21 protein-coding genes are annotated in these 19,103 nt (G+C 67.1%); 10 read left to right on the top strand and 11 right to left on the bottom strand.

The genetic code is table 11. The features are described from left to right. Positions 1-6 precede the first annotated feature (6 nt). Positions 7-756: a dienelactone hydrolase family protein gene (locus tag TX88_RS14615; RefSeq protein WP_044517739.1), complete on the top strand. Its 750-nt coding sequence runs from the start codon at positions 7-9 to the stop codon at positions 754-756. 22 nt (positions 757-778) lie between these two features. After that, positions 779-1,696: an HpcH/HpaI aldolase/citrate lyase family protein gene (locus tag TX88_RS14610; RefSeq protein ID WP_044517737.1), complete on the top strand. Its 918-nt coding sequence runs from the start codon at positions 779-781 to the stop codon at positions 1,694-1,696. A gap of 7 nt (positions 1,697-1,703) precedes the next feature. Here the strand turns inward: TX88_RS14610 and TX88_RS14605 are convergent, their stop codons facing one another. The 4 genes from TX88_RS14605 to dapB are packed head-to-tail and all read right to left on the bottom strand — an operon-like array spanning position 1,704 to position 3,837. Next, positions 1,704-2,168: a hypothetical protein gene (locus tag TX88_RS14605; RefSeq protein WP_044517736.1), complete on the bottom strand. Its 465-nt coding sequence runs from the start codon at positions 2,166-2,168 to the stop codon at positions 1,704-1,706. A 12-nt stretch (positions 2,169-2,180) separates the two neighbouring features. Continuing rightward, complete coding sequence (locus TX88_RS14600; RefSeq protein WP_044517734.1) at positions 2,181-2,636, bottom strand: flavodoxin family protein; 456 nt, start codon at positions 2,634-2,636, stop codon at positions 2,181-2,183. After that, positions 2,633-3,103 (bottom strand): hypothetical protein, encoded by a 471-nt coding sequence (locus TX88_RS14595; protein WP_044517732.1) that lies wholly within the window; start codon positions 3,101-3,103, stop codon positions 2,633-2,635. Before TX88_RS14595 ends, TX88_RS14600 begins: the two co-directional genes overlap by 4 nt. Then, entirely contained in the window at positions 3,100-3,837 is a 738-nt protein-coding gene (gene dapB / locus TX88_RS14590; RefSeq protein ID WP_044517730.1) for a 4-hydroxy-tetrahydrodipicolinate reductase, read from the bottom strand. The genes TX88_RS14595 and dapB overlap by 4 nt, the downstream gene beginning before the upstream one ends. A 138-nt stretch (positions 3,838-3,975) precedes the next feature. Here dapB and TX88_RS14585 point away from each other — a divergent pair, with 138 nt between their 5' ends. Together TX88_RS14585 and TX88_RS14580 are read left to right on the top strand one after the other, a co-directional pair. Next, positions 3,976-5,358 carry an HNH endonuclease signature motif containing protein gene (locus tag TX88_RS14585; RefSeq protein WP_244438424.1) on the top strand — a complete coding sequence of 461 codons (1,383 nt, stop codon included), beginning with the start codon at positions 3,976-3,978 and terminating at the stop codon, positions 5,356-5,358. A 47-nt stretch (positions 5,359-5,405) separates the two neighbouring features. Continuing rightward, positions 5,406-6,176 carry an META domain-containing protein gene (locus tag TX88_RS14580; protein WP_110917946.1) on the top strand — a complete coding sequence of 257 codons (771 nt, stop codon included), beginning with the start codon at positions 5,406-5,408 and terminating at the stop codon, positions 6,174-6,176. Between the two features lie 30 nt (positions 6,177-6,206). Here TX88_RS14580 and aldR read toward each other — a convergent pair whose 3' ends face one another. Further along, positions 6,207-6,719 (bottom strand): HTH-type transcriptional regulator AldR, encoded by a 513-nt coding sequence (aldR, locus tag TX88_RS14575; protein ID WP_044517726.1) that lies wholly within the window; start codon positions 6,717-6,719, stop codon positions 6,207-6,209. 94 nt (positions 6,720-6,813) lie between these two features. Between aldR and ald the strand changes: the two genes are divergently transcribed. The 3 genes from ald (at position 6,814) to TX88_RS14560 (ending at position 9,176) form a co-directional block, all read left to right on the top strand. Next, positions 6,814-7,929, top strand: a complete 1,116-nt coding sequence (gene ald, locus TX88_RS14570; RefSeq protein WP_044517725.1) for an alanine dehydrogenase — start codon at positions 6,814-6,816, stop codon at positions 7,927-7,929. A 97-nt stretch (positions 7,930-8,026) separates the two neighbouring features. Continuing rightward, positions 8,027-8,578: a DUF4334 domain-containing protein gene (locus TX88_RS14565; RefSeq protein WP_044519407.1), complete on the top strand. Its 552-nt coding sequence runs from the start codon at positions 8,027-8,029 to the stop codon at positions 8,576-8,578. A gap of 127 nt (positions 8,579-8,705) precedes the next feature. After that, the gene (locus tag TX88_RS14560) at positions 8,706-9,176 is read left to right on the top strand and encodes an Hsp20/alpha crystallin family protein (RefSeq protein WP_044517723.1); all 471 of its coding nucleotides are present in this window, start codon (positions 8,706-8,708) and stop codon (positions 9,174-9,176) included. Here TX88_RS14560 and bla read toward each other — a convergent pair. The 6 genes from bla to TX88_RS14530 form a co-directional block, all read right to left on the bottom strand. Continuing rightward, entirely contained in the window at positions 9,168-10,052 is an 885-nt protein-coding gene (gene bla / locus TX88_RS14555; protein WP_044517721.1) for a class A beta-lactamase, read from the bottom strand. The genes TX88_RS14560 and bla overlap by 9 nt on opposite strands. Positions 10,053-10,070: 18 nt before the next feature. After that, a complete protein-coding gene (locus TX88_RS14550) occupies positions 10,071-11,360 on the bottom strand; it encodes a M16 family metallopeptidase (RefSeq protein ID WP_110917945.1) in 1,290 nt (429 codons plus the stop codon). A 29-nt stretch (positions 11,361-11,389) separates the two neighbouring features. Next, positions 11,390-13,654, bottom strand: a complete 2,265-nt coding sequence (locus TX88_RS14545) for a polyribonucleotide nucleotidyltransferase (protein ID WP_044517718.1) — start codon at positions 13,652-13,654, stop codon at positions 11,390-11,392. Positions 13,655-13,945: 291 nt separating this feature from the next. Continuing rightward, positions 13,946-14,446, bottom strand: a complete 501-nt coding sequence (lppU, locus tag TX88_RS14540; protein WP_409365862.1) for an LppU family putative lipoprotein — start codon at positions 14,444-14,446, stop codon at positions 13,946-13,948. A 10-nt stretch (positions 14,447-14,456) separates the two neighbouring features. Beyond that, entirely contained in the window at positions 14,457-14,726 is a 270-nt protein-coding gene (rpsO, locus tag TX88_RS14535) for a 30S ribosomal protein S15 (RefSeq protein WP_044517714.1), read from the bottom strand. 120 nt (positions 14,727-14,846) lie between these two features. Beyond that, positions 14,847-15,833, bottom strand: coding sequence for a bifunctional riboflavin kinase/FAD synthetase (locus TX88_RS14530; protein ID WP_044517712.1), 987 nt, complete (start codon positions 15,831-15,833; stop codon positions 14,847-14,849). Positions 15,834-15,913: 80 nt separating this feature from the next. Here TX88_RS14530 and mntR point away from each other — a divergent pair, with 80 nt between their 5' ends. The 3 genes from mntR (at position 15,914) to TX88_RS14515 (ending at position 19,096) form a co-directional block, all read left to right on the top strand. Beyond that, positions 15,914-16,639: a manganese-binding transcriptional regulator MntR gene (mntR, locus tag TX88_RS14525; RefSeq protein ID WP_044517711.1), complete on the top strand. Its 726-nt coding sequence runs from the start codon at positions 15,914-15,916 to the stop codon at positions 16,637-16,639. Positions 16,640-16,712: 73 nt separating this feature from the next. Beyond that, on the top strand, positions 16,713-17,882 hold the full coding sequence (locus TX88_RS14520; RefSeq protein ID WP_044517709.1) for an LLM class flavin-dependent oxidoreductase: 1,170 nt from the start codon (positions 16,713-16,715) through the stop codon (positions 17,880-17,882). Then, positions 17,879-19,096 (top strand): SfnB family sulfur acquisition oxidoreductase, encoded by a 1,218-nt coding sequence (locus TX88_RS14515; protein WP_044517706.1) that lies wholly within the window; start codon positions 17,879-17,881, stop codon positions 19,094-19,096. The genes TX88_RS14520 and TX88_RS14515 overlap by 4 nt, the downstream gene beginning before the upstream one ends. Positions 19,097-19,103 lie beyond the last annotated feature (7 nt).

Here is a 19,103-nt window from a genome sequence, read left to right as displayed (position 1 = left end):
GTAGCCATGCCGACCACCACAGACACGATCACCACCGCTGATGGCACCTGCCGCGTCACCGTCGCCACGCCGGAGGGAGACGGCCCCTGGCCTGGGGTCGTTTTGTTCCCGGACGCCGGCGGCCTGCGACCCACCATGGAAGAGATGGCGGCCGAGCTGGCCGGATTCGGTTACGTCGTGCTGGTACCCGACGTCTACTACCGCACCCCGGGCTGGGGACCGTTCGACCTCAACACCGTGTTCACCGACCAGGAGCAGCGCAAGCAGCTCTTCGAGCTGATGAGCACTCTCACCCCGGAGGTCTTCGCCGCCGACGCCGAGGCGTTCTTCGACTACCTCGCGGCCCGGCCGGATGTCACCGGGGAGAAGTTCGGCACCACGGGCTACTGCATGGGCGGGCGGGCCTCCCTGATCGTCGCCACCCGGGTTCCGGAGCGGGTCGCGGCCGCGCTGTCGTTCCACGGCGGCCGGCTGGCAGTCGCCGACGACCCGGACAGCCCCCACCTGCTGGCCGACAAGATCCAGGCCGTGGTCTACGTGGCCGCAGCCGAGAACGACGCCTCCTTCACCGAGGACGACGGCAAGAGGTTGGAGGACGCGCTGTCCGGCGCCGCCGTCGACCACACCATCGAGTTCTATCCCGCAGCACACGGCTTCGCGGTGCCCGATCATGCGGCGGTGTACGACGAGGCCGCCGCAAAGCGGCACTGGGAGAACACCGAGCGGGTGTTCGGGGCCGCTTTCGCCCCGGCATAGGCCGTAGGCGACGATTGACGGCGTGTATGACCAGCCCTTCTCCGATGAGTCCCATCCCACCGAGCCCGGATTTCGCATCGACCCGGTACTGGCCCGGAGCTGGTTGCTGGTAAACGGCGCACAGTATGAGCGGTTCGCTCCCGCGGCACGCTCCCGCGCCGACATCGTCGTCCTCGACATCGAGGATGCGGTGGCCCCCAAGGACAAGGTCGCCGCGCGCGAGAAGGTGACGCGGTGGCTGGCCGACGACAACAGCGACTGGGTCCGGATCAACGGCTTCGGCACCCCGTGGTGGGCCGATGACCTGGAGATGCTGGCCGGCACATCGGTCGGCGGCGTCATGCTGGCCATGGTCGAGTCGGTGGACCATGTCACCGAGACCGCCCGCCGCCTGCCCGATGTGCCGATCGTCGCCTTGGTCGAGACCGCGCGCGGCCTCGAACGGATCACCGAGATCGCCTCTGCCAAGGGAGCATTCCGGCTCGCGTTCGGCATCGGCGACTTCCGGCGTGACACCGGTTTCGGCGACAACCCGGCAACTCTGGCATACGCGCGGTCACGGTTCACCATCGCAGCCAAGGCCGCCGGGCTTCCCGGCGCCATCGACGGCCCCACAGTGGGGTCCAGTGCCCTGCGGCTGTCGGAGGCCACCGCGGTCTCGGCCGAGTTCGGCATGACCGGCAAGATCTGCCTGACCCCTGACCAGTGCCCGACGGTCAACGAGGGCCTGGCACCGTCTCAAGACGAAATCAGCTGGGCCAAGGAGTTTTTCGCCGAATTCCAGCGCGACGGCGGGGAGATTCGCAACGGGTCGGACCTACCCCGTATCGCCCGGGCCAACAAGATCCTCGATCTGGCCAGGGCGTACGGCATCCACGAACCCGAGTACAGCGACGATCCGGATCACGTGCCGGCCCCGTCCGACACGTACCACTACTGAGGTTCGCTCAGGCCCGCGGTTTCTCGTCGTTGCGGTGCAGGTAGGTGTTGATCGCCCGGGCGATACCACGGCCCGCGTAGATGGCTGCGGCCACCGAAACGATGATCATCACGACGAAGGTCAGCGTCCAGTTCGGCCGGCTGTGGCTGACGTTCCACCAGATGAACGTGAACAGCAGCGCACAGACGAACACCAGGATGTCGCGCCAGTTGCCGCGGTAGGACATCGCGGCCTCACGGATTTCGCGGGTGCGGTCGCCGGCATCGATGAGTTCGTCGATGCGGCGGTCGATGCTGGCCTGGAACCGGGCTCGCCGCTCGGTCTGCTCGGGCGGGATCTTGGCCAGCAGGTCGAAATCCTTGGCGATCAAACCGCGGACGTCCGGTGGCTTGAGATTGCCTGCGGCCGCTCCCAACAGCGCACCACCGGCGATGGGCGCCGCCCCCAGCGCGAGATCAGCGATTCCTGGCATTACGTCCCTCCATCACTCCATCAGGGTTGCCGCCAGGGTGCCGCCCAGCTCGTAAGCCCGTTCCCGGACTCCGGCGTCGACCACACCCGTAACTTCAAGCACGTCAGCCGCTTTGACCAACGCCAGCCCGGTCACGATCTTGTCGACCGCACCCGCCGCACCGACGGTGTCGTTGTTGCCGTGCACCCACAGCCCGTACGGACGCCCGGCCACGTGATCGAGGCTCGGGTAGTACACGGTATCGAAGAAGTGCTTGAGGGCACCGCTCATATAGCCGAAATTCGCTGTGGTACCGAACAAATAGCCGTCGGCGGACAACATGTCCGTGACGGTCGCAGCTAACGCGGGCTTCGATTCGATCGTGACGCCCGAGATGTCCGGATCGCGCGTTCCGGCCAGCACTGCTTCCAGGAGCTCTCGCGTCGCCGGAGACGGCGTGTGATGCACCACCAGCAGTGTCTTCGTCATGCCGACGCCTGCTCCTGCAACCGCACTGCCGTGCGCATGGTCTCGCGCGCGCGGCCACGGTCACCGGCGAAGTCATAGGCCCGGGCCAGTCGGTACCAGCGAACCCAATTGTCCGGGTCGGCTTCCAGTTCGGCCTTGACGGTCATGAACAGTTCATCGGCCGCATCGCGTTCGATGCGCCCCGACGGCCGCGTCGGCAGCTCACTGACATCCAGTTCCATGCCCTGCTCACGCGCGAGCCGGGCCAACCGTTGGTGCGCCAGGCCGGCGCGCAGTGTGGTGACCAGCACCCAGACCCCGATCAGCGGGAATGCCAACAGCGCCACGCCCAGTCCGATCGCGGCCGGCTCCCCCGAGCCGATGAACACGAACGCTGCGCGCCCCAGCATCAGGAAGTAGGCGATCAGCGCCAGGCACATGAAGCCGATCACCAGTTGGATGCGCAGCGACCGCGCGCCGTCACTCACGACAGATCGAGCAGCGGTTCAATGCCGATGGTCAAACCCGGCCGCTCGCCGATCTTGCGCACGGCCAGCAGCACACCCGGCACGAACGAGGACCGGTCCAGGCTGTCGTGCCGGATGGTCAGGGTCTCGCCCTGGGTTCCGAACAGCACCTCCTGGTGAGCGACCAGCCCGGCCAGTCGCACCGAGTGCACCGGCACGCCGTCCACGTCGGCGCCGCGGGCGCCGTCGAGGCCGGTGCTGGTGGCGTCCGGGTTGGGCGGCATGCCTTTTCGCGCCTCGGCGATGAGCTTGGCGGTGCGGGCGGCCGTACCGGACGGCGCGTCGGCCTTGTGCGGGTGGTGCAGTTCGATGATCTCGACCGATTCGAAGTAACGGGCCGCCTGCTGGGCGAAGTGCATCGAGAGCACGGCGCCGATGGCGAAGTTCGGCGCGATGAGCACCGCGGCCTCGGGCTTCTCCTTGAGCCAGGCCTCGACCTGTTCGATGCGCTCCCAGGTGAATCCGGTGGTGCCGACGACGGCGTGAATGCCGTTGTCGATGAGGAACTTCAGGTTGCCCATCACCACATCGGGATGGGTGAAGTCGATGACCACGTCGGTCTTGGTGTCGGTGAGCAACGTCAACGGATCACCCACATCGACCCCGGTCGAAAATGTCAGATCCTCCGCGGATTCGACCGCGTGCACCATGGTCGCGCCGACTTTGCCCTTAGCCCCGAGAACGCCAACTCGCATGGTTGGGAGCCTACTGCCCAGCACTGTCGGCGATGTCCGGGCCGGTCCGAGAAAACTTTGACCTCTCTTGTCACTGCAGGCTCAAATCGGCCAAAGCTGTCAGAGTATCGAACTAGTGTTCGATTTATGGAATGCGGGGTGACCGACAAGCTCGCCGCGTTGACGGCCGCGGTCGCCGACCTGCAGGAGCTGCCGTTCACCGCGTTGTCCCCCGCCGAATTGCTGGATGTCTGCTCAGGCCTACAGCACGTCCGCAACGTGATCCCCACCGTCGAACACCCTGCGATCGCGGCATTGGCCGAGCAGAGCACTCCGGCCCGGGTCGGAGCAAAATCCTGGCCCGAAGCCCTGCGTATCCGCCTGCGGGTGTCGGGGACCGAGACCCGCAGGCGCTACCGCGACGCACTGAACTTCGCTCCCCGGACATCGATCTCCGGGGAGCCATTGCCGCCGCTGCGGGCAGCGACCGCGGCCGCCCAGGCCGGCGGCTGGGTCAGCGCCGACCACATCGAAATCCTCGAGTCGTTCTTTCGCAAATGCCCGTCCTGGGTCGATGCGCCCACGCGGTCCCGGTTCGAGGAGAAACTGGTCGCCGTCGCCGCCGAGAACGCCCCCGAGACCCTGCAGCAATCGGTCAACGAGGCCCTCTACCTGCTGAATCAGGACGGGCCTGAGCCCGCCGACGAACAGTGCGCCCGACGCCGCGGGATCATGATCGGCCCCCAACAGCCCGACGGATCCTCCCGCATCTCCGGCTGGATCAACCCCGAGCTGCGCGCCGGCCTTGACGCGGTCAACGCCAAAACAGCGGCACCGGGCATGTGCAACCCTGACGACGAAAAACCCTGCACCAGTGGCAGGCCCACGCAAGAACAGATCGACGCCGACACCCGCAACCCCGCCCAGCGCACCCACGACGCTCTGCTCACCATGACCCGCAACGCGCTGATGTCTGGAGACCTCGGCCAGCACAACGGGCTACCGGTCTCGATCGTGGTCACCACCACCCTGCAAGAACTGCACGCCGGGGCCGGGACCGCAGTGACGACCAGCGGCACCAGAATGTCCATCCCCGATGTGATCCGCCTGGCCGCCCACGCCTGGCACTACCTGGCCATCTACGACAAACACACGAACCTGCCGCTGCACCTCGGCAGAACACGACGTATCGCCACCCCGGCCCAGCGGTTGATGCTGTTCGCGCGGGATCGCGGCTGCACCCGCCCCGGCTGTACCGCACCCGCGAATCGATCCCAGGCCCACCACGCCCAACAAGACTTCGCCAAGGGCGGGCGCACCAACATCGACGAACTCGCCCTGGGCTGCGGGCCCGACCAACGACTGGTCGGCCCCGGCAAATGGACTACCCGCATCAACAGCCACGGCCAATGCGAATGGATCCCTCCGCCATTACTGGACACCGGCCAATCCCGCATCAACAACCACCACCATCCCCAGAGATATCTGGCCGACGACGATCCTGCCGAGGGAGACGACGAAACCGACTGTCAGGAAACCTGATTGCGAGCGCCCAACCCGTGGACTCATCCGCCATCTACGGTTGACCCATGCGTCTGATCCCGCTGGTGCCGTTCGCCGTCGCTGTCCTTCTGTTCATGGGGTGTTCCGACAACGCGGCTGCCGACGCCGACGACCTCAACGGCCGCACCTTTGTCTCGGTCCAGGTCGAGGGCGACCAGATCCCCGGCGGTGGGCCGTTGACCGTCGGATTCGACGGGACGCAAATCAGCACCTTCGCCGGCTGCAACCACGGCTCGGGCACCGCGAATCTGGCCGACGGGCGGGTCACCACGCAGCTGGCCATGACGATGATGGCCTGCGCGCCACCGGTCGGCGATTCCGACGCTTGGGTATCGAAGTTCTTCGACGCCAAGCCCACCTGGTCGCTGTCGGGCGATGCCCTCACGTTGCGCACGGACGCCGCGACCGTCACGTTGCGGGACAAGAAGGTGGTCGACCCCGATCGCCCGCTCACCGGCACCACCTGGCAGGTCACCAGCCTGGTGTCCGCGCAGGCGGTCACCAGCTCGGTCGCGCTCGAGCAGTCCAAGCCCACGCTGACGATCGGGGACGACGGTGCCGTGAGTGGTTCGACCGGATGCAACCGGATCACCGGCCACGCAACGGTTTCCGGGTCGCCGGCAGTCATCGAGTTCGGCCCGCTGGCCACCACCAGGATGGCCTGCGCACCGGAGGTCGGTGAGGTTGAGCAGGCCGTGCTGCGGGTCCTCAAGGGCACGGTCCAGACCGCCATCGACGCAGACGAACTGAAGCTCTCCGGCACCGACGGTAACGGGCTGGTACTGCGGGCGCAGTGACGTCTGAGGGGTGACGTCAGAGGGGTGACCTCAGAGCGGTGACGCTCCCCGCAGATGCTCGAAGATCAGCGACGTCTGCGTGCCCGCGACATCGGCGTCGGCGTTGAGGTGCTCCACCACGAACGCCCGCAGATCATCGGTGTCCCGAGCGGCCACATGCAGGATGAAGTCGTCTCCCCCGGCCAGGAAGTACACGTCCATCACCTGCGGCAGCTTGCGGATGTGGGCGATGAAATTGCGGATCTTGCCCCGCGCATTCGACTGCAGGCTCACCGAGATCATCGCCTGCAGACTCAGCCCCACCGCGGCCGGATCGATGTCCGTGTAGAAGCCCCGGATCACCCCGATCTCCTGGAGCCTGCGCACCCGACCGTGACAGGTCGACGCGGCGACACCGACCGCGTCGGCCAGCGCGCTGTTGGACATGCGGGCATCGGCGTGTAGCGCCAGCAGGATGCGCCGGTCCACTTCATCGAGTTCGTGCCGAACATCCTTCGGCGAACGGGCCGCACGTCCGGGTAATATTGATGATTCTTCCACCACTAGACGAGTGTAACGAATCTTTATCGGAGATATTGCTCAATAACCGAAGGTTCTTCACAATTATTTCAGCATCCCAAACTGTGAAGGAGCGATCATGCTCGTCGGTGTCCCGACCGAGATCAAGAACAACGAGTACCGCGTGGCGATCACCCCGGCGGGCGTGGCGGAGCTGACCCGACGCGGACACGACGTGATCATCCAGGCCGGCGCGGGCGAAGGCTCGGCCATCTCCGACAACGACTTCAAGGCCGCAGGGGCGCAGATCGTCACCACGGCCGACCAGGTCTGGGCCGACGCCGAACTGCTCCTCAAGGTCAAGGAGCCCATCGCCGCCGAGTACTCGCGCATGCGCAAGGGCCAGACGCTGTTCACCTATCTGCACCTGGCGGCATCCAAGGAATGCACCGACGCGCTGCTGGCCTCGGGCACCACCTCGATCGCCTACGAGACGGTGCAGACCGCCGACGGCGCGCTGCCGCTGCTCGCCCCGATGAGTGAGGTCGCGGGGCGTCTGTCCGCCCAGGTCGGCTCGTACCACCTGATGCGCACGCAGGGCGGCCGCGGTGTGCTGATGGGTGGTGTCCCCGGCGTCGCACCGGCGGAGGTCGTCGTGATCGGCGGTGGCGTCGCCGGCTACAACGCCGCGCGCATCGCCAAGGGCATGGGCGCCCACGTCACAGTGTTCGACCTGAACATCAACACGCTGCGCAAGATCGACAACGAGAACAACGGCAGCATCGAGACCCGTTACTCGTCGTCACTGGAACTGGAGGAGGCCGTCAAGAAGGCCGACCTGGTGATCGGCGCGGTGCTGATCCCGGGCGCCAAGGCTCCCAAGTTGGTCACCAACTCGACCGTGGCCCACATGAAGCCGGGCGCGGTGCTGGTCGACATCGCCATCGACCAGGGTGGCTGCTTCGAGGATTCGCGGCCCACCACCCACGACGATCCGACGTTCGCCGTGCACGACACGGTGTTCTACTGCGTGGCCAACATGCCCGGCTCGGTGCCGCGCACGTCGACCTTCGGGCTGACCAACGCCACCATGCCGTACGTGCTCAAGCTGGCCGACAAGGGTTGGAAGGCCGCCTGCGAGGCCGACGAGGCACTGGCCAAGGGCCTCTCGACGCACGAGGGCGCGCTGCTGTCCGAGCAGGTCGCTGCCGACCTCGACATGCCGTTCACCGATCCGGCCACGGTCCTGGCCTGATCTCACGCACTATCGCCCGGCCAGAGTTCGCTCCGGCCGGGCGATGTGCATTTCGACCGGCCACCATTCTTGACACGTGTCAAGTATGGTGGCGTCCATGCTGCAGCAGTTGTTTCCCACCGTTCCGATGACCACGAGTGAGGCGCTGGGCGTCTTCGACGCGGCCGAGGCCGTCGAGCCGGAGTTCATGCTCGGCACCTGGCACGGTGCCGAATTGCCCACCGGACATCCGATGGACGGCCTGCTGGCGGCCAGTGGCTGGTGGGGCAAACAGTTCGTCGACGGCGAGACCGTTCACCCGCTGTTGTTCCCCGCCGGTGACGGCACATCGCTGTGGGCCCTCAACCCGGCACCGGCCTTCGCGGGCCTTGCGGTGTCTACCAGGATCCCTCTGCTTAGGAACCGGTCGATGTCGGCGCCGATCGCGGCATTACGGCCCATACTGCAAACCCGCGCGCCCAAGGCCAGGTTGCGGACCACCCGCTACCGCGGCGTCGATACCGCGACGATGGTCTATGACCAGCTGCCCATCAACGACGTGTTCCGGCGCCTGTCCGACGACGCCGTGATCGGGGCGATGGACCTGAGGAACTCCCACAAGCCCTATTTCTTCGTCCTGCAGCGCGACGACTCCCTGCGGGTGACCTAGCAGCCGCCCGTACGCACGCTGTTCACCACACATTCGACCGGTGGCTCCACGTCGGTGCTTGGATCGAAAGGGCAAGCGTTACAAGGCCTTTTCCTCCGATCGACGTTCCAGGACTGAGGAGTCACCCATGGTCAACCTGCCCGTCGCGCACCAGCCCCGCCCGCTGCTGCCCGAGCTCTCGGAGTTCTTCGCCGGGATCACCCCGTTCGCCAGCCTGCGGCCGATCTTCGAGCGCAACCTCATGCGCATCGAGGACGAGGTCACCGAAGACCACTACGAACTGCGTGCCGAGATCCCCGGGATCGATCCGGCCAACGACGTTCAGATCACCGTGGCCGACGGCCAGCTGACGGTGAAGGCCGAGCGTTCGGAGCGAGCCGACACCACCGCGCGGTCGGAGTTCTCCTACGGCTCATTCCTGCGCACCGTGACACTGCCCGCCGAAGCCGACGAGGACAACATCACCGCCGGCTACGAGCGCGGCATCCTGACCGTGCGGGTGCCGTTGTCGGAGAACCCCGCCGGTGCCCGCCAGATCGAGATCCAGAGCACCGAAAACGGCTCGACGGCAATCGAATCCGCCGAGCACTCAGAGTAGCGACGGCAGCACCAGCGCCGTCAACTCACCGATGAGCGGGCGCAGGTTGTCGGCCTTCGGGTCGTCGGCCTGCGACCGTGACATCACCGCCAACAACAACCGTTGCCCGTTCGGCCCATAGGCGATCCCGACGTCGTTGGTGCTGCCGTAATCCCCGCTCCCGGTCTTGTCCGCGGTGGTCCAGCCCTCCGGAAGCCCCGCACGCACGCTCGAGGTCTGATTGGCCCGCATCCAGTCCTCCAACTGGCGGCGCTGCGGTGGGCTCAACGCGTCACCGGCCAGCACCGCGCGGTACCCGACCGCCAATGCCGCCGGGGTGGAGGTATCCCGGGGGTCACCGGGTATCGCCGAGTTCAGCTCAACCTCCCAGCGGTCCAACCGGGTGCGCTCGTCTCCGATGCTGCGGGCGAAAGCGGTGATACCTGCCGGTCCGTCGATCGTTTTCAGCAGCAGGTTGCCCGCGGTGTTGTCACTGCGCTGCAACGCTGCCTGACACAGCTCCGCCAACGTCATCTCGGCACCGGCATGGGTCTCGGTGACCGGAGAGTTCGGCACGATCGCCTCCGGGTCCACGAACATCCGGTTGTCCAGCGAAATCTGACGGCGCCCGACCATCTGCAGCACCCGCGCGGCGGCATAGCCCTTGAACGTCGAGCACATCGCGAACATCTCGTCGGGCCGGTGCGTGAGAATCCGCCCGGAATCCAGATTGGCCGCGTACAAGCCGATCAGGACGTTGTCACGGCGTTCCAGTTCCGCGATCTGGTCATCGACCGGGGCCGCGAGAGCCGGTGCGGCATTACCCACACCGGCACCGACGGCGGCGGCCGCCACGAGCGAACCGATCAGAACATTGCGTCGCGAGAGTCCCGCCATCGGACCCAGCGTAGCGGGTCAGCCGGCGAGAGCTTGAAGCCGTTGCGGCAGAGTCTTTTTCGAACGGTATGGGCCGAGAACCGCGGCACCGTAGTCACGAGACAGCAACTGGTGAGCCACCGCGTTGACCTCTTCGAGGGTGACCGCCTCGATCTGGGACAGCGTGTGATCGATGGTCCGGTGTTCACCGTAATTGAGCTCGCTACGCCCGATCCGGTGCATGCGCGAACCGGAGTCCTCCAGCCCGAGCACCAGCCCACCACGCAACGAGCCCTTGGCGATGCGGCATTCGTCGGCGGTGATCCCGTCTCTGGCAACGCCTTCCAGAACATCGGTGGTAACCCGGACCACTTCCTCGAACCGTTCCGGCTGACATCCCGCATAGACCGAGAGCGCCCCGCTGTCGGCGAAGGTGTCGACCGTCGAGTACACCGAGTAGGCCAGGCCGCGGGACTCCCGGATCTGTTGGAACAGACGCGAACTCAGGCCACCGCCGAGCGCGGTGTTGAGCACCGACAGCGCCCACCGGTGCTCCCAGTGCCGGCCGGGCGTGCGAACGCCGAGCGACACGTGGCTCTGCTCCCCGTCACGGTCGACCACGAGCAACGACGGCTTGCCGCCGACCCGTCCCGCACCTTTACGCGGAGCCACCGCGGTGCGCCCGGCTTCCAGCCGCGGACCGAAATGCTGTCGCACCAAGGACAACACGACGTCGTGGTCGATGTTGCCCGCCACCGCCACGATCATCCGCTCGGGCGTGTAACGACGGACGTGGAACGAGTGCAGCTGCGCGCGCGTCATCGTCTCGATCGACTCGACGCTGCCGATCACCGGACGTCCCACCGGGTGATCGCCGAACATCGCCGAGAGGAAGACGTCACCGAGGCTGTCCTCGGGGTCGTCGTCGCGCATGGCGATCTCTTCGAGGACGACGTCGCGTTCCACCTCGACATCCTCGGTGGCACAACGACCCCGCAGCACGACGTCGGCCACCAGGTCGACCGCGAGTTCCAGGTCGGAGTCGAGCACGTGTGCGTAGTAGCAGGTGTGCTCGCGCGTGGTGAACGCGTTCAGCTCACCGCCGACGGCATCGACAGCCTGCGCTATCTCGACTGCGCTACGCGTCGGGGTGGCCTTGAACAGCAGGTGCTCCAGGAAGTGGGCGGCACCCGCGACGCTTCGTCCTTCGTCGCGGGAACCGACACCCACCCAGACCCCGACGGATGCGGAACGCACCGACGGGATGTACTCAGTGACCACCCGGAGTCCGCCGGGAAGATCTGTCCGGCGGACATGTGTGGTGTTCAGTGCAGACGCCTTGCTTCGAGCTGAGGTGATCAGGACTCGGCAGCGGCGGCGGCGTCGGCCGTGGCCGGAGCGCCGTCGGCAGCCTTGTCGCCACCGTCGGCCTGCTCAGCCGACTCCTCGTCGACGAGCACCAGCGAGATCTTGCCGCGGTTGTCGATATCGGCGATCTCGACGCGCAGCTTGTCGCCGACCTTCACCACATCCTCGACCTTGGCGATGCGCTTGCCACGCCCCAGCTTGGAGATGTGGACCAGGCCGTCACGACCCGGCAGCAGCGAGACGAACGCGCCGAAGTCGGTGGTCTTGACCACGGTTCCGAGGAACCGCTCACCGATCTTGGGCAGCTGCGGGTTGGCGATGGCGTTGATCTTGTCGATCGCGGCCTGAGCCGCCTCGCCATTGCTGGCGCCGACGAACACGGTGCCGTCGTCCTCGATGGAGATGGACGCGCCGGTCTCCTCGGTGATCGAGTTGATCATCTTGCCCTTGGGCCCGATGACCTCGCCGATCTTGTCGACCGGAACCTTGATCGTGGTGATCCGCGGTGCGTACGGGCTCATCTCGTCGGGCGCATCGATGGCCTCGGCCATCACGTCGAGGATGGTCAGACGCGCGTCCTTGGCCTGGGCCAGCGCACCGGCCAGCACCTTGGACGGGATGCCGTCCAGCTTGGTGTCGAGCTGCAGGGCGGTGACGAAGTCCTTGGTGCCTGCGCACTTGAAGTCCATGTCGCCGAAGGCATCCTCGGCGCCGAGGATGTCGGTCAGCGTCACGTAGCGGGTCTCACCGTCGACCTGGTCGGAGACCAGGCCCATGGCGATGCCGGCCACCGGCGCCTTGAGCGGCACACCGGCGTTCAGCAGCGACAGGGTCGAGGCACACACCGAGCCCATCGAGGTGGAGCCGTTGGAGCCAAGGGCCTCCGAGACCTGACGGATGGCGTAGGGGAACTCCTCGACGCTGGGCAGCACGGGAACCAGGGCCCGCTCGGCCAGCGCTCCGTGGCCGATCTCGCGGCGCTTGGGCGAACCCACGCGACCGGTCTCACCGGTCGAGAACGGCGGGAAGTTGTAGTGGTGCATGTAGCGCTTGCTGGTCTCGGGCCCGAGCGAGTCGATCTGCTGGGCCATCTTGACCATGTCCAGCGTGGTGACACCCATGATCTGGGTCTCGCCGCGCTCGAACAACGCGCTGCCGTGCGCCCGCGGGATGATGGCCACCTCGGCCGACAGGGCGCGGATGTCGGTCACACCACGGCCGTCGATACGGAAGTGGTCGGTCAGGATGCGCTGGCGCACAAGCTTTTTGGTCAGCGAGCGGTAGGCCGCGCCGATCTCCTTCTCGCGGCCGGCGTAGGTCTCGCCCAGGCGCTCGAGCACCTCGACCTTGATCTCGTTGGTGCGGTCGTCGCGCTCGTGCTTGCCCGCGATGGTCAGTGCCTCCGACAGCGCGTCGGTGGCAACCGCGGCGACGGCGTCGTAGACGTCCTCGGCGTAATCCGGGAACAGCGGGTATTCGGCGATCTCCTTGGCGGCCTTCTCGGCCAGCGCGGCCTGGGCGTCGCACAGGGTCGCGATGAACGGCTTGGCAGCCTCCAGGCCCTCGGCGACGACGGCCTCGGTGGGAGCCTGGGCGCCGCCGGCGACCAGCCCGATCACGTTTTCGGTGGCTTCGGCCTCGACCATCATGATCGCGACGTCGTCGCCCACCTTGCGGCCCGCGACGACCATGTCGAAGACAGCCTTCTCAAGCTGCTCGACGGTCGGGAAGGCGACCCACTGGCCGTCGATCAGGGCGACGCGCACGCCGCCGACCGGACCGGAGAACGGCAGGCCGGAGATCTGGGTCGACGCCGAGGCGGCGTTGATGGCGAGCACGTCGTACAGATCCTTCGGATCCAGGCTCAGCACGGTGACCACGACCTGGATCTCGTTGCGCAGACCGCTGACGAACGACGGGCGCAGCGGCCGGTCGATCAGGCGACAGGTCAGGATCGCATCGGTGGAGGGACGGCCCTCACGCCGGAAGAACGAGCCGGGGATCCGGCCGGCGGCGTACATCCGCTCCTCGACGTCGATGGTCAAGGGGAAGAAGTCGAAGTGATCCTTCGGCGTCTTGCTGGCGGTGGTGGCGCTCAGCAGCATGGTCTCGTCGTCGAGGTAGGCGACGACGGAGCCGGCGGCCTGCTGGGCGAGCCGCCCGGTCTCGAAACGGATGGTGCGGGTGCCGAAGCTCCCGTTGTCGAGGGTTGCGGTGGATTCGAACACACCGTCTTCAAGTTCAACTACAGACATAGAGTCCGTTGGCCTCTTTCGAATTCATTCAACTGTTTTCGCGGCGTCACGGTGGCGATACGCCACGGGCCCTGGTTACGGCTACGGCCGTCGATCGAAGCGGCCGGATGGACCCCGCACGGGGTTCCGGCAGCCACTACCGAAGACCGCCCGACCAGGCGGGCCCGATATGACTCGCAGGAACAACGCCCGCGGTTCGCGGGTGCCGCACCTGTGTTCAGCGCAGATTTCCGCCGCTGAACGACCTCATGTTACACGGCAGCAACAGCATGACCGCCATTGCAGACCTGCTTAGGAGACGTCCTCCACGCATACGGTGAACTGGCGTTCCGAGTAGGCGTAGCCCACTCCGCTGGCGCACTGATCGACGTTCGACACCCCGTGGAGGACCTCGGTGGCCCGTTGCCGGTGCGGCGCAGAGGAATCCGCGCAATCCACCCGGTACGGGTCCTTGTCGTTCTCTGGATCGATGCTCATGCAGGTGCCGGTGATCCAGTCGATGTCCAGACACAGCGTCTGCGTCTCGTCATCGAATGCACTGCGCACCGAGTAGTAGGTGTCGACGTCGCCGGGGCACTGGTCGCTGTCGGTGACCGTGGAGATCACCTTGTAGTTCGATGCGTCGCTGCCGCACTCCGCCCGACTGGCGTCCGGGCGTTCGTACGTGCCGCTCATCTTCAGGCAGTCCCCTGCCTTCATGTCCGCGGCCGCCGCGGACGAGCATGCCGTCAAACCGGCGATGAAAAGTATCGCGGCTGCCCCGATAGGGGCAGCCGCGGAAAGTGGTGGCATCGACGCCGCGTCAGCGACGCAGCCCGAGGCGCTCGATCAGCGAGCGGTAGCGCGCCACGTCAACCTGGGCGACGTACTTCAGCAGCCGGCGACGACGGCCGACGAGCAGCAGCAGGCCGCGACGCGAGTGGTGGTCGTGCTTGTGCTGCTTGAGGTGCTCGGTCAGGTCCGAGATCCGCTTGGTCAGCAGGGCGACCTGGGCCTCCGGCGAACCGGTGTCGGTCTCGTGCAGGCCGTAGCTGGTCAGGATTTCTTTTTTCTGCTCGACAGTAAGCGCCACGAAAGTAACTCCATCATTTCAGTCCCGCGAACATATTCTCGGTACAGCCACCGCGGACTGCAGCATGCACCGGATCGGCCGAAAGTCTAGCAGTTTCCGCTGCGCAGCCAGAATCGCGTGCTATTGCGCAGCCAGAATCGCGCGGGCCCGGTCGGTGTCGGCCTCCATGGCCACGACCAGATCCTTCACCGATTCGAACTTCTCCTGGCCCCGGATCCGGGCCACGAAATCGACCGCGACGTGTTGCCCGTAGAGGTCGGCGTTGGTGTCGAGCACGAACGCCTCGACGGTGCGCGTCCGCCCGGAGAATGTCGGGTTGGTGCCGACCGAGACGGCGGCCTCGTACCGCTCGCCGGGGATGACGGTGCCCATCACGGGGCCGTGCCCCAGCACCGTGAACCAGGCGGCGTATACGCCGTCGGCCGGAATCGCCGAGAACATCGGCGGCGCCACGTTGGCCGTCGGGAAGCCCAGTACCCGGCCGCGCCCGTCGCCGCGCACCACGACGCCCTCGACGCGATGCGGACGGCCCAGGGCTTCGGTGGCGGCCACGACGTCGCCGGCATCCACGCAGGACCGGATGTATGTCGACGAGAAGGTGACCCGCTCATCCCGATGCTCGGCATCGAGCGTCTCGGTCACCAGCGACATGCTCTCGACCGCGAAACCGAAGCGTTCCCCGGCCGCGCGCAGCATCGCGACGTTGCCAGCCGCCTTCTTGCCGAAGGTGAAGTTCTCCCCCACGACGACCTCCACCACATGCAGGTCTTCGACCAGCAGTTCGTGGATGTAGCGCTCAGGGGTGAGCTTCATGAAATCCGAGGTGAACGGCATGACCAGAAATACGTCGACGCCGAGCTCCTCGACCAGCTCGGCCCGCCGGGTCAGCGTCGTCAACTGCGCCGGATGACTCCCCGGAAACACCACCTCCATCGGATGTGGGTCGAAGGTCATGAGAACCACCGGCACTCCGCGTGATCGGCCCGCTTTCACCGCATGGCTGATCAACTCCGCGTGTCCACGGTGAACCCCGTCGAACACCCCGATGGTGACTACACACCTGCCCCAGTCCGTGGGGATCTCGTCCTGCCCACGCCAGCGCTGCACGCAATCAGCCTACGACCCGAAGGCGGCACGGTCGCCTCTAGATCCCCCGATCAGGTGATGATTGCCTAAACTTTCCTACTGTGAGTCCCGACGGTAACCACCAAGACCTCTCCACGGTTGCCCAGGACTATCTGAAAGTCATCTGGACAGCCCAGGAGTGGTCTCGCGAAAAGGTCAGCACGAAACTGCTGGCCGAGCGGATCGGCGTGTCCGCATCCACGGCCTCGGAATCGATCCGCAAACTCGCCGACCAGGGCCTGGTCCACCACGAGAAGTACGGCGCGGTGACCCTGACCGACGCGGGCAGGCGCGCGGCGCTGGCGATGGTGCGTCGGCACCGGCTGATGGAGACCTTCCTGGTGCAGGAGTTGGGCTACGGCTGGGACGAGGTGCACGACGAGGCCGAAATCCTCGAGCACGCGGTGTCCGACCGGATGCTCGACCGCATCGACGCCAAGCTGGGCCACCCCACCCGCGATCCGCACGGCGACCCGATCCCGGCGGCGGACGGCCAGGTGCCGACCCCGCCTGCCCGCCAGCTGTCGGCGTGCCAGGACGGCGACGCGGGCACGGTGGCCCGCATCTCCGACGCCGATCCGGAGATGCTGCGCTACTTCGACAGCGTCGGCATCAGCCTCGATTCCCGGGTGCGGGTACTGGCGCGACGTGATTTCGCCGGCGTCATCTCGGTGGCCGTGCAAGGCCCGGGTAACACGGGCGACGCGGCCGCCGGCGGAGACGACGCCAGCGTCCAGGTCGAGCTGGGCAATCCGGCGGCCGAGGCGATCTGGGTCGTCGCGAGCTGACGACACGCCGGAGGGGATCACGGCGATTTTTACCCGTGCGCTCTGGCCGATCCAGTACCAAGATGACCTGTTCGTGACTGTCTCTCTGCACTGGTTCCTTCCCACCTACGGCGACAGCCGGCTGATCGTCGGAGGCGGCCACGGCACGCCCGCGGGCGCCGCCGGTGGTGACCGTGAAGCCTCGATCGACTACCTGGCCTCGATCGTCCGCTCGGCGGAGCGGTTCGGTTTCACCGGCGCACTCATCCCGACCGGCGCCTGGTGCGAGGACGCGTTCATCACCGCGGCGCTGCTCGCCCGCGAGACCACCTCGCTGGCGTTCCTGGTGGCGTTCCGCCCGGGCCTGGTCAGCCCGACCCTGTCGGCCCAGATGGCCGCCACGTTCGCCCGGCACGCACCGGGACGGATCCTGCTGAACGTCGTCGTCGGAGGCGAGGCACACGAACAGCGGGCGTTCGGCGACCACCTGGACAAGGACGCACGCTATGCGCGCTGCGACGAGTTCCTCGACGTGGTGCGGCGGCTGTGGGCCGGCGAGACGGTGACCCACAAGGGTGAGTACATCGACGTCGAGGAAGCCTCGCTGGCACTGCCGCCCACCCCGGTTCCACCGCTGTACTTCGGCGGCAGCTCGCGGGCGGCCGGCCCCGTGGCGGCCCGGCACTCCGACGTCTACCTGACCTGGGGCGAGCCGCCGGCCGCCGTACGGAAGAAAATCGAATGGATCCGGGCACTCGGCGAAGAGCAGGGCCGCAAGCTGCGTTTCGGCATCCGCCTGCACACCATTTCCCGGGACACCTCCGAGGAGGCGTGGGCCCAGGCCGACCGGCTGGTCGCCGCCCTCGACGATGAGACCGTCGCCGCGGCTCAGGCCGGGCTGGCCCGCAGCCAGTCCGAGGGCCAGAAGCGCATGCTGGCGCTGCACGAGGCCAACCGCACCAACGGCACCTGGAGTGACGCCCGCAGCCTGGAGATCGCCCCGAACCTGTGGTCGGGCGTCGGATTGGTGCGCGGCGGTGCCGGCACCGCTCTGGTGGGCAGCCACACCGAGGTGGCCGACCGGATCGCCGAGTACGCCGAGATCGGCATCGACGAGTTCATCTTCTCCGGCTATCCGCACCTGGAGGAGCTGTTCTGGTTCGGCGAGGGGGTGGTGCCGATCCTGCGCGAGCGCGGTCTGTTCGGCGGAGGCGACCAGGCCGCCACCCCGACCTCGATACCGTTCGTCGGCGCACCGCGATGACCGATCTGGCCGGTGCCACCCGCATCTCGTCGACGGAAGCCGCACTGGCCGCCGCGACGCTGCTGTCGAGATCGTTCGCCGAGGGGGCCGGCGCCCGCGACGCGCACCGGATCCTGCCGCACGAGCAGGTGCAAACGCTCAAGGAATCCGGTCTGCTGGCACTGACCGTGCCCGCCGAGCACGGCGGGCTCGACGTACCCATCGCCGTACTCGCCGAGGTGTTCCGCCTGCTGGCACACGGTGATCCGTCCATCAGTCAGATCCCGCACTCGCATTTCACGTTCCTGGAGGCGCTGCGACTGCAGGGCACGCCGGCGCAGCAGGCGTATTTCTACGGGCTGGTGCTGGATGGGGCGTTGTTCGCCAACGCCCAGTCCGAACGGGGTCCGCATCCCATCGACGTGGACACCACGACGCTCACGGTGGCCGACGGCGGCTACGTCCTGAGCGGCCGCAAGTACTACTCCACCGGCGCGTTGTTCGGCGACTGGCTGATCGTGCGGGCCTCGCTTGCCGATGGTTCGGGCCAGGTGCCGACGGCGACCACACCCAAGGCCATCGCGTTCGTTCCGCGCGACGCCCGCGGGGTGGAGGTCGTCGACGACTGGGACGGCATGGGCCAGCGGACCACCGCCTCGGGCACCGTCACCCTCGACGCCGTCGAGGTGCCGGCGGCGCATGTGGTCGAGTTCAGCCCTATCTTCACGCGCCCCACGGTGTACGGGGCCCGGGCCCAGGTGCTGCATGCGGCTCTCGACGTGGGCATCGCCACCGGCGCACTGGAGGAAGCGGTGCGTCAGGCCGCCAAGGCCCGGCCACATTTCGAGGCCGCGGTCTCCAGCGCCGTCGAAGACCCGACCCTCGTGCAGGTGGCCGGTGAGCTGACGGTGACGGTGCGCGGTGCGGAAGCGCTTCTCATCGAGGCGGCCCGCCAGGTCGATGCGGCCCGAGCCGATCTCACCGAGGACAGCGCCGCGGCCGCCTCGATCGCGGTGGCGATCGCCAAGGTGTCCGCCGCGCGGGCGGCAGTGCAGGCCGGCAGCGCACTGTTCGAATTCGGCGGGACCCGCAGCGCGTCGGCATCGGGCAACCTGTCGCGGTACTGGCGTGACGCCCGCACCCACACGTTGCACGACGCCACCCGGTGGAAGGTCCGTCACATCGGCAACTACACCCTCTCGGGCACGAAACCGCCTCGCCACGGCCAGCTTTGAGCCAGGG

This window comes from Mycolicibacterium septicum DSM 44393 (assembly GCF_000455325.1).
GTDB lineage: Bacteria > Actinomycetota > Actinomycetes > Mycobacteriales > Mycobacteriaceae > Mycobacterium > Mycobacterium septicum.
This window is presented reverse-complemented; position numbering and strand designations above follow the sequence as displayed.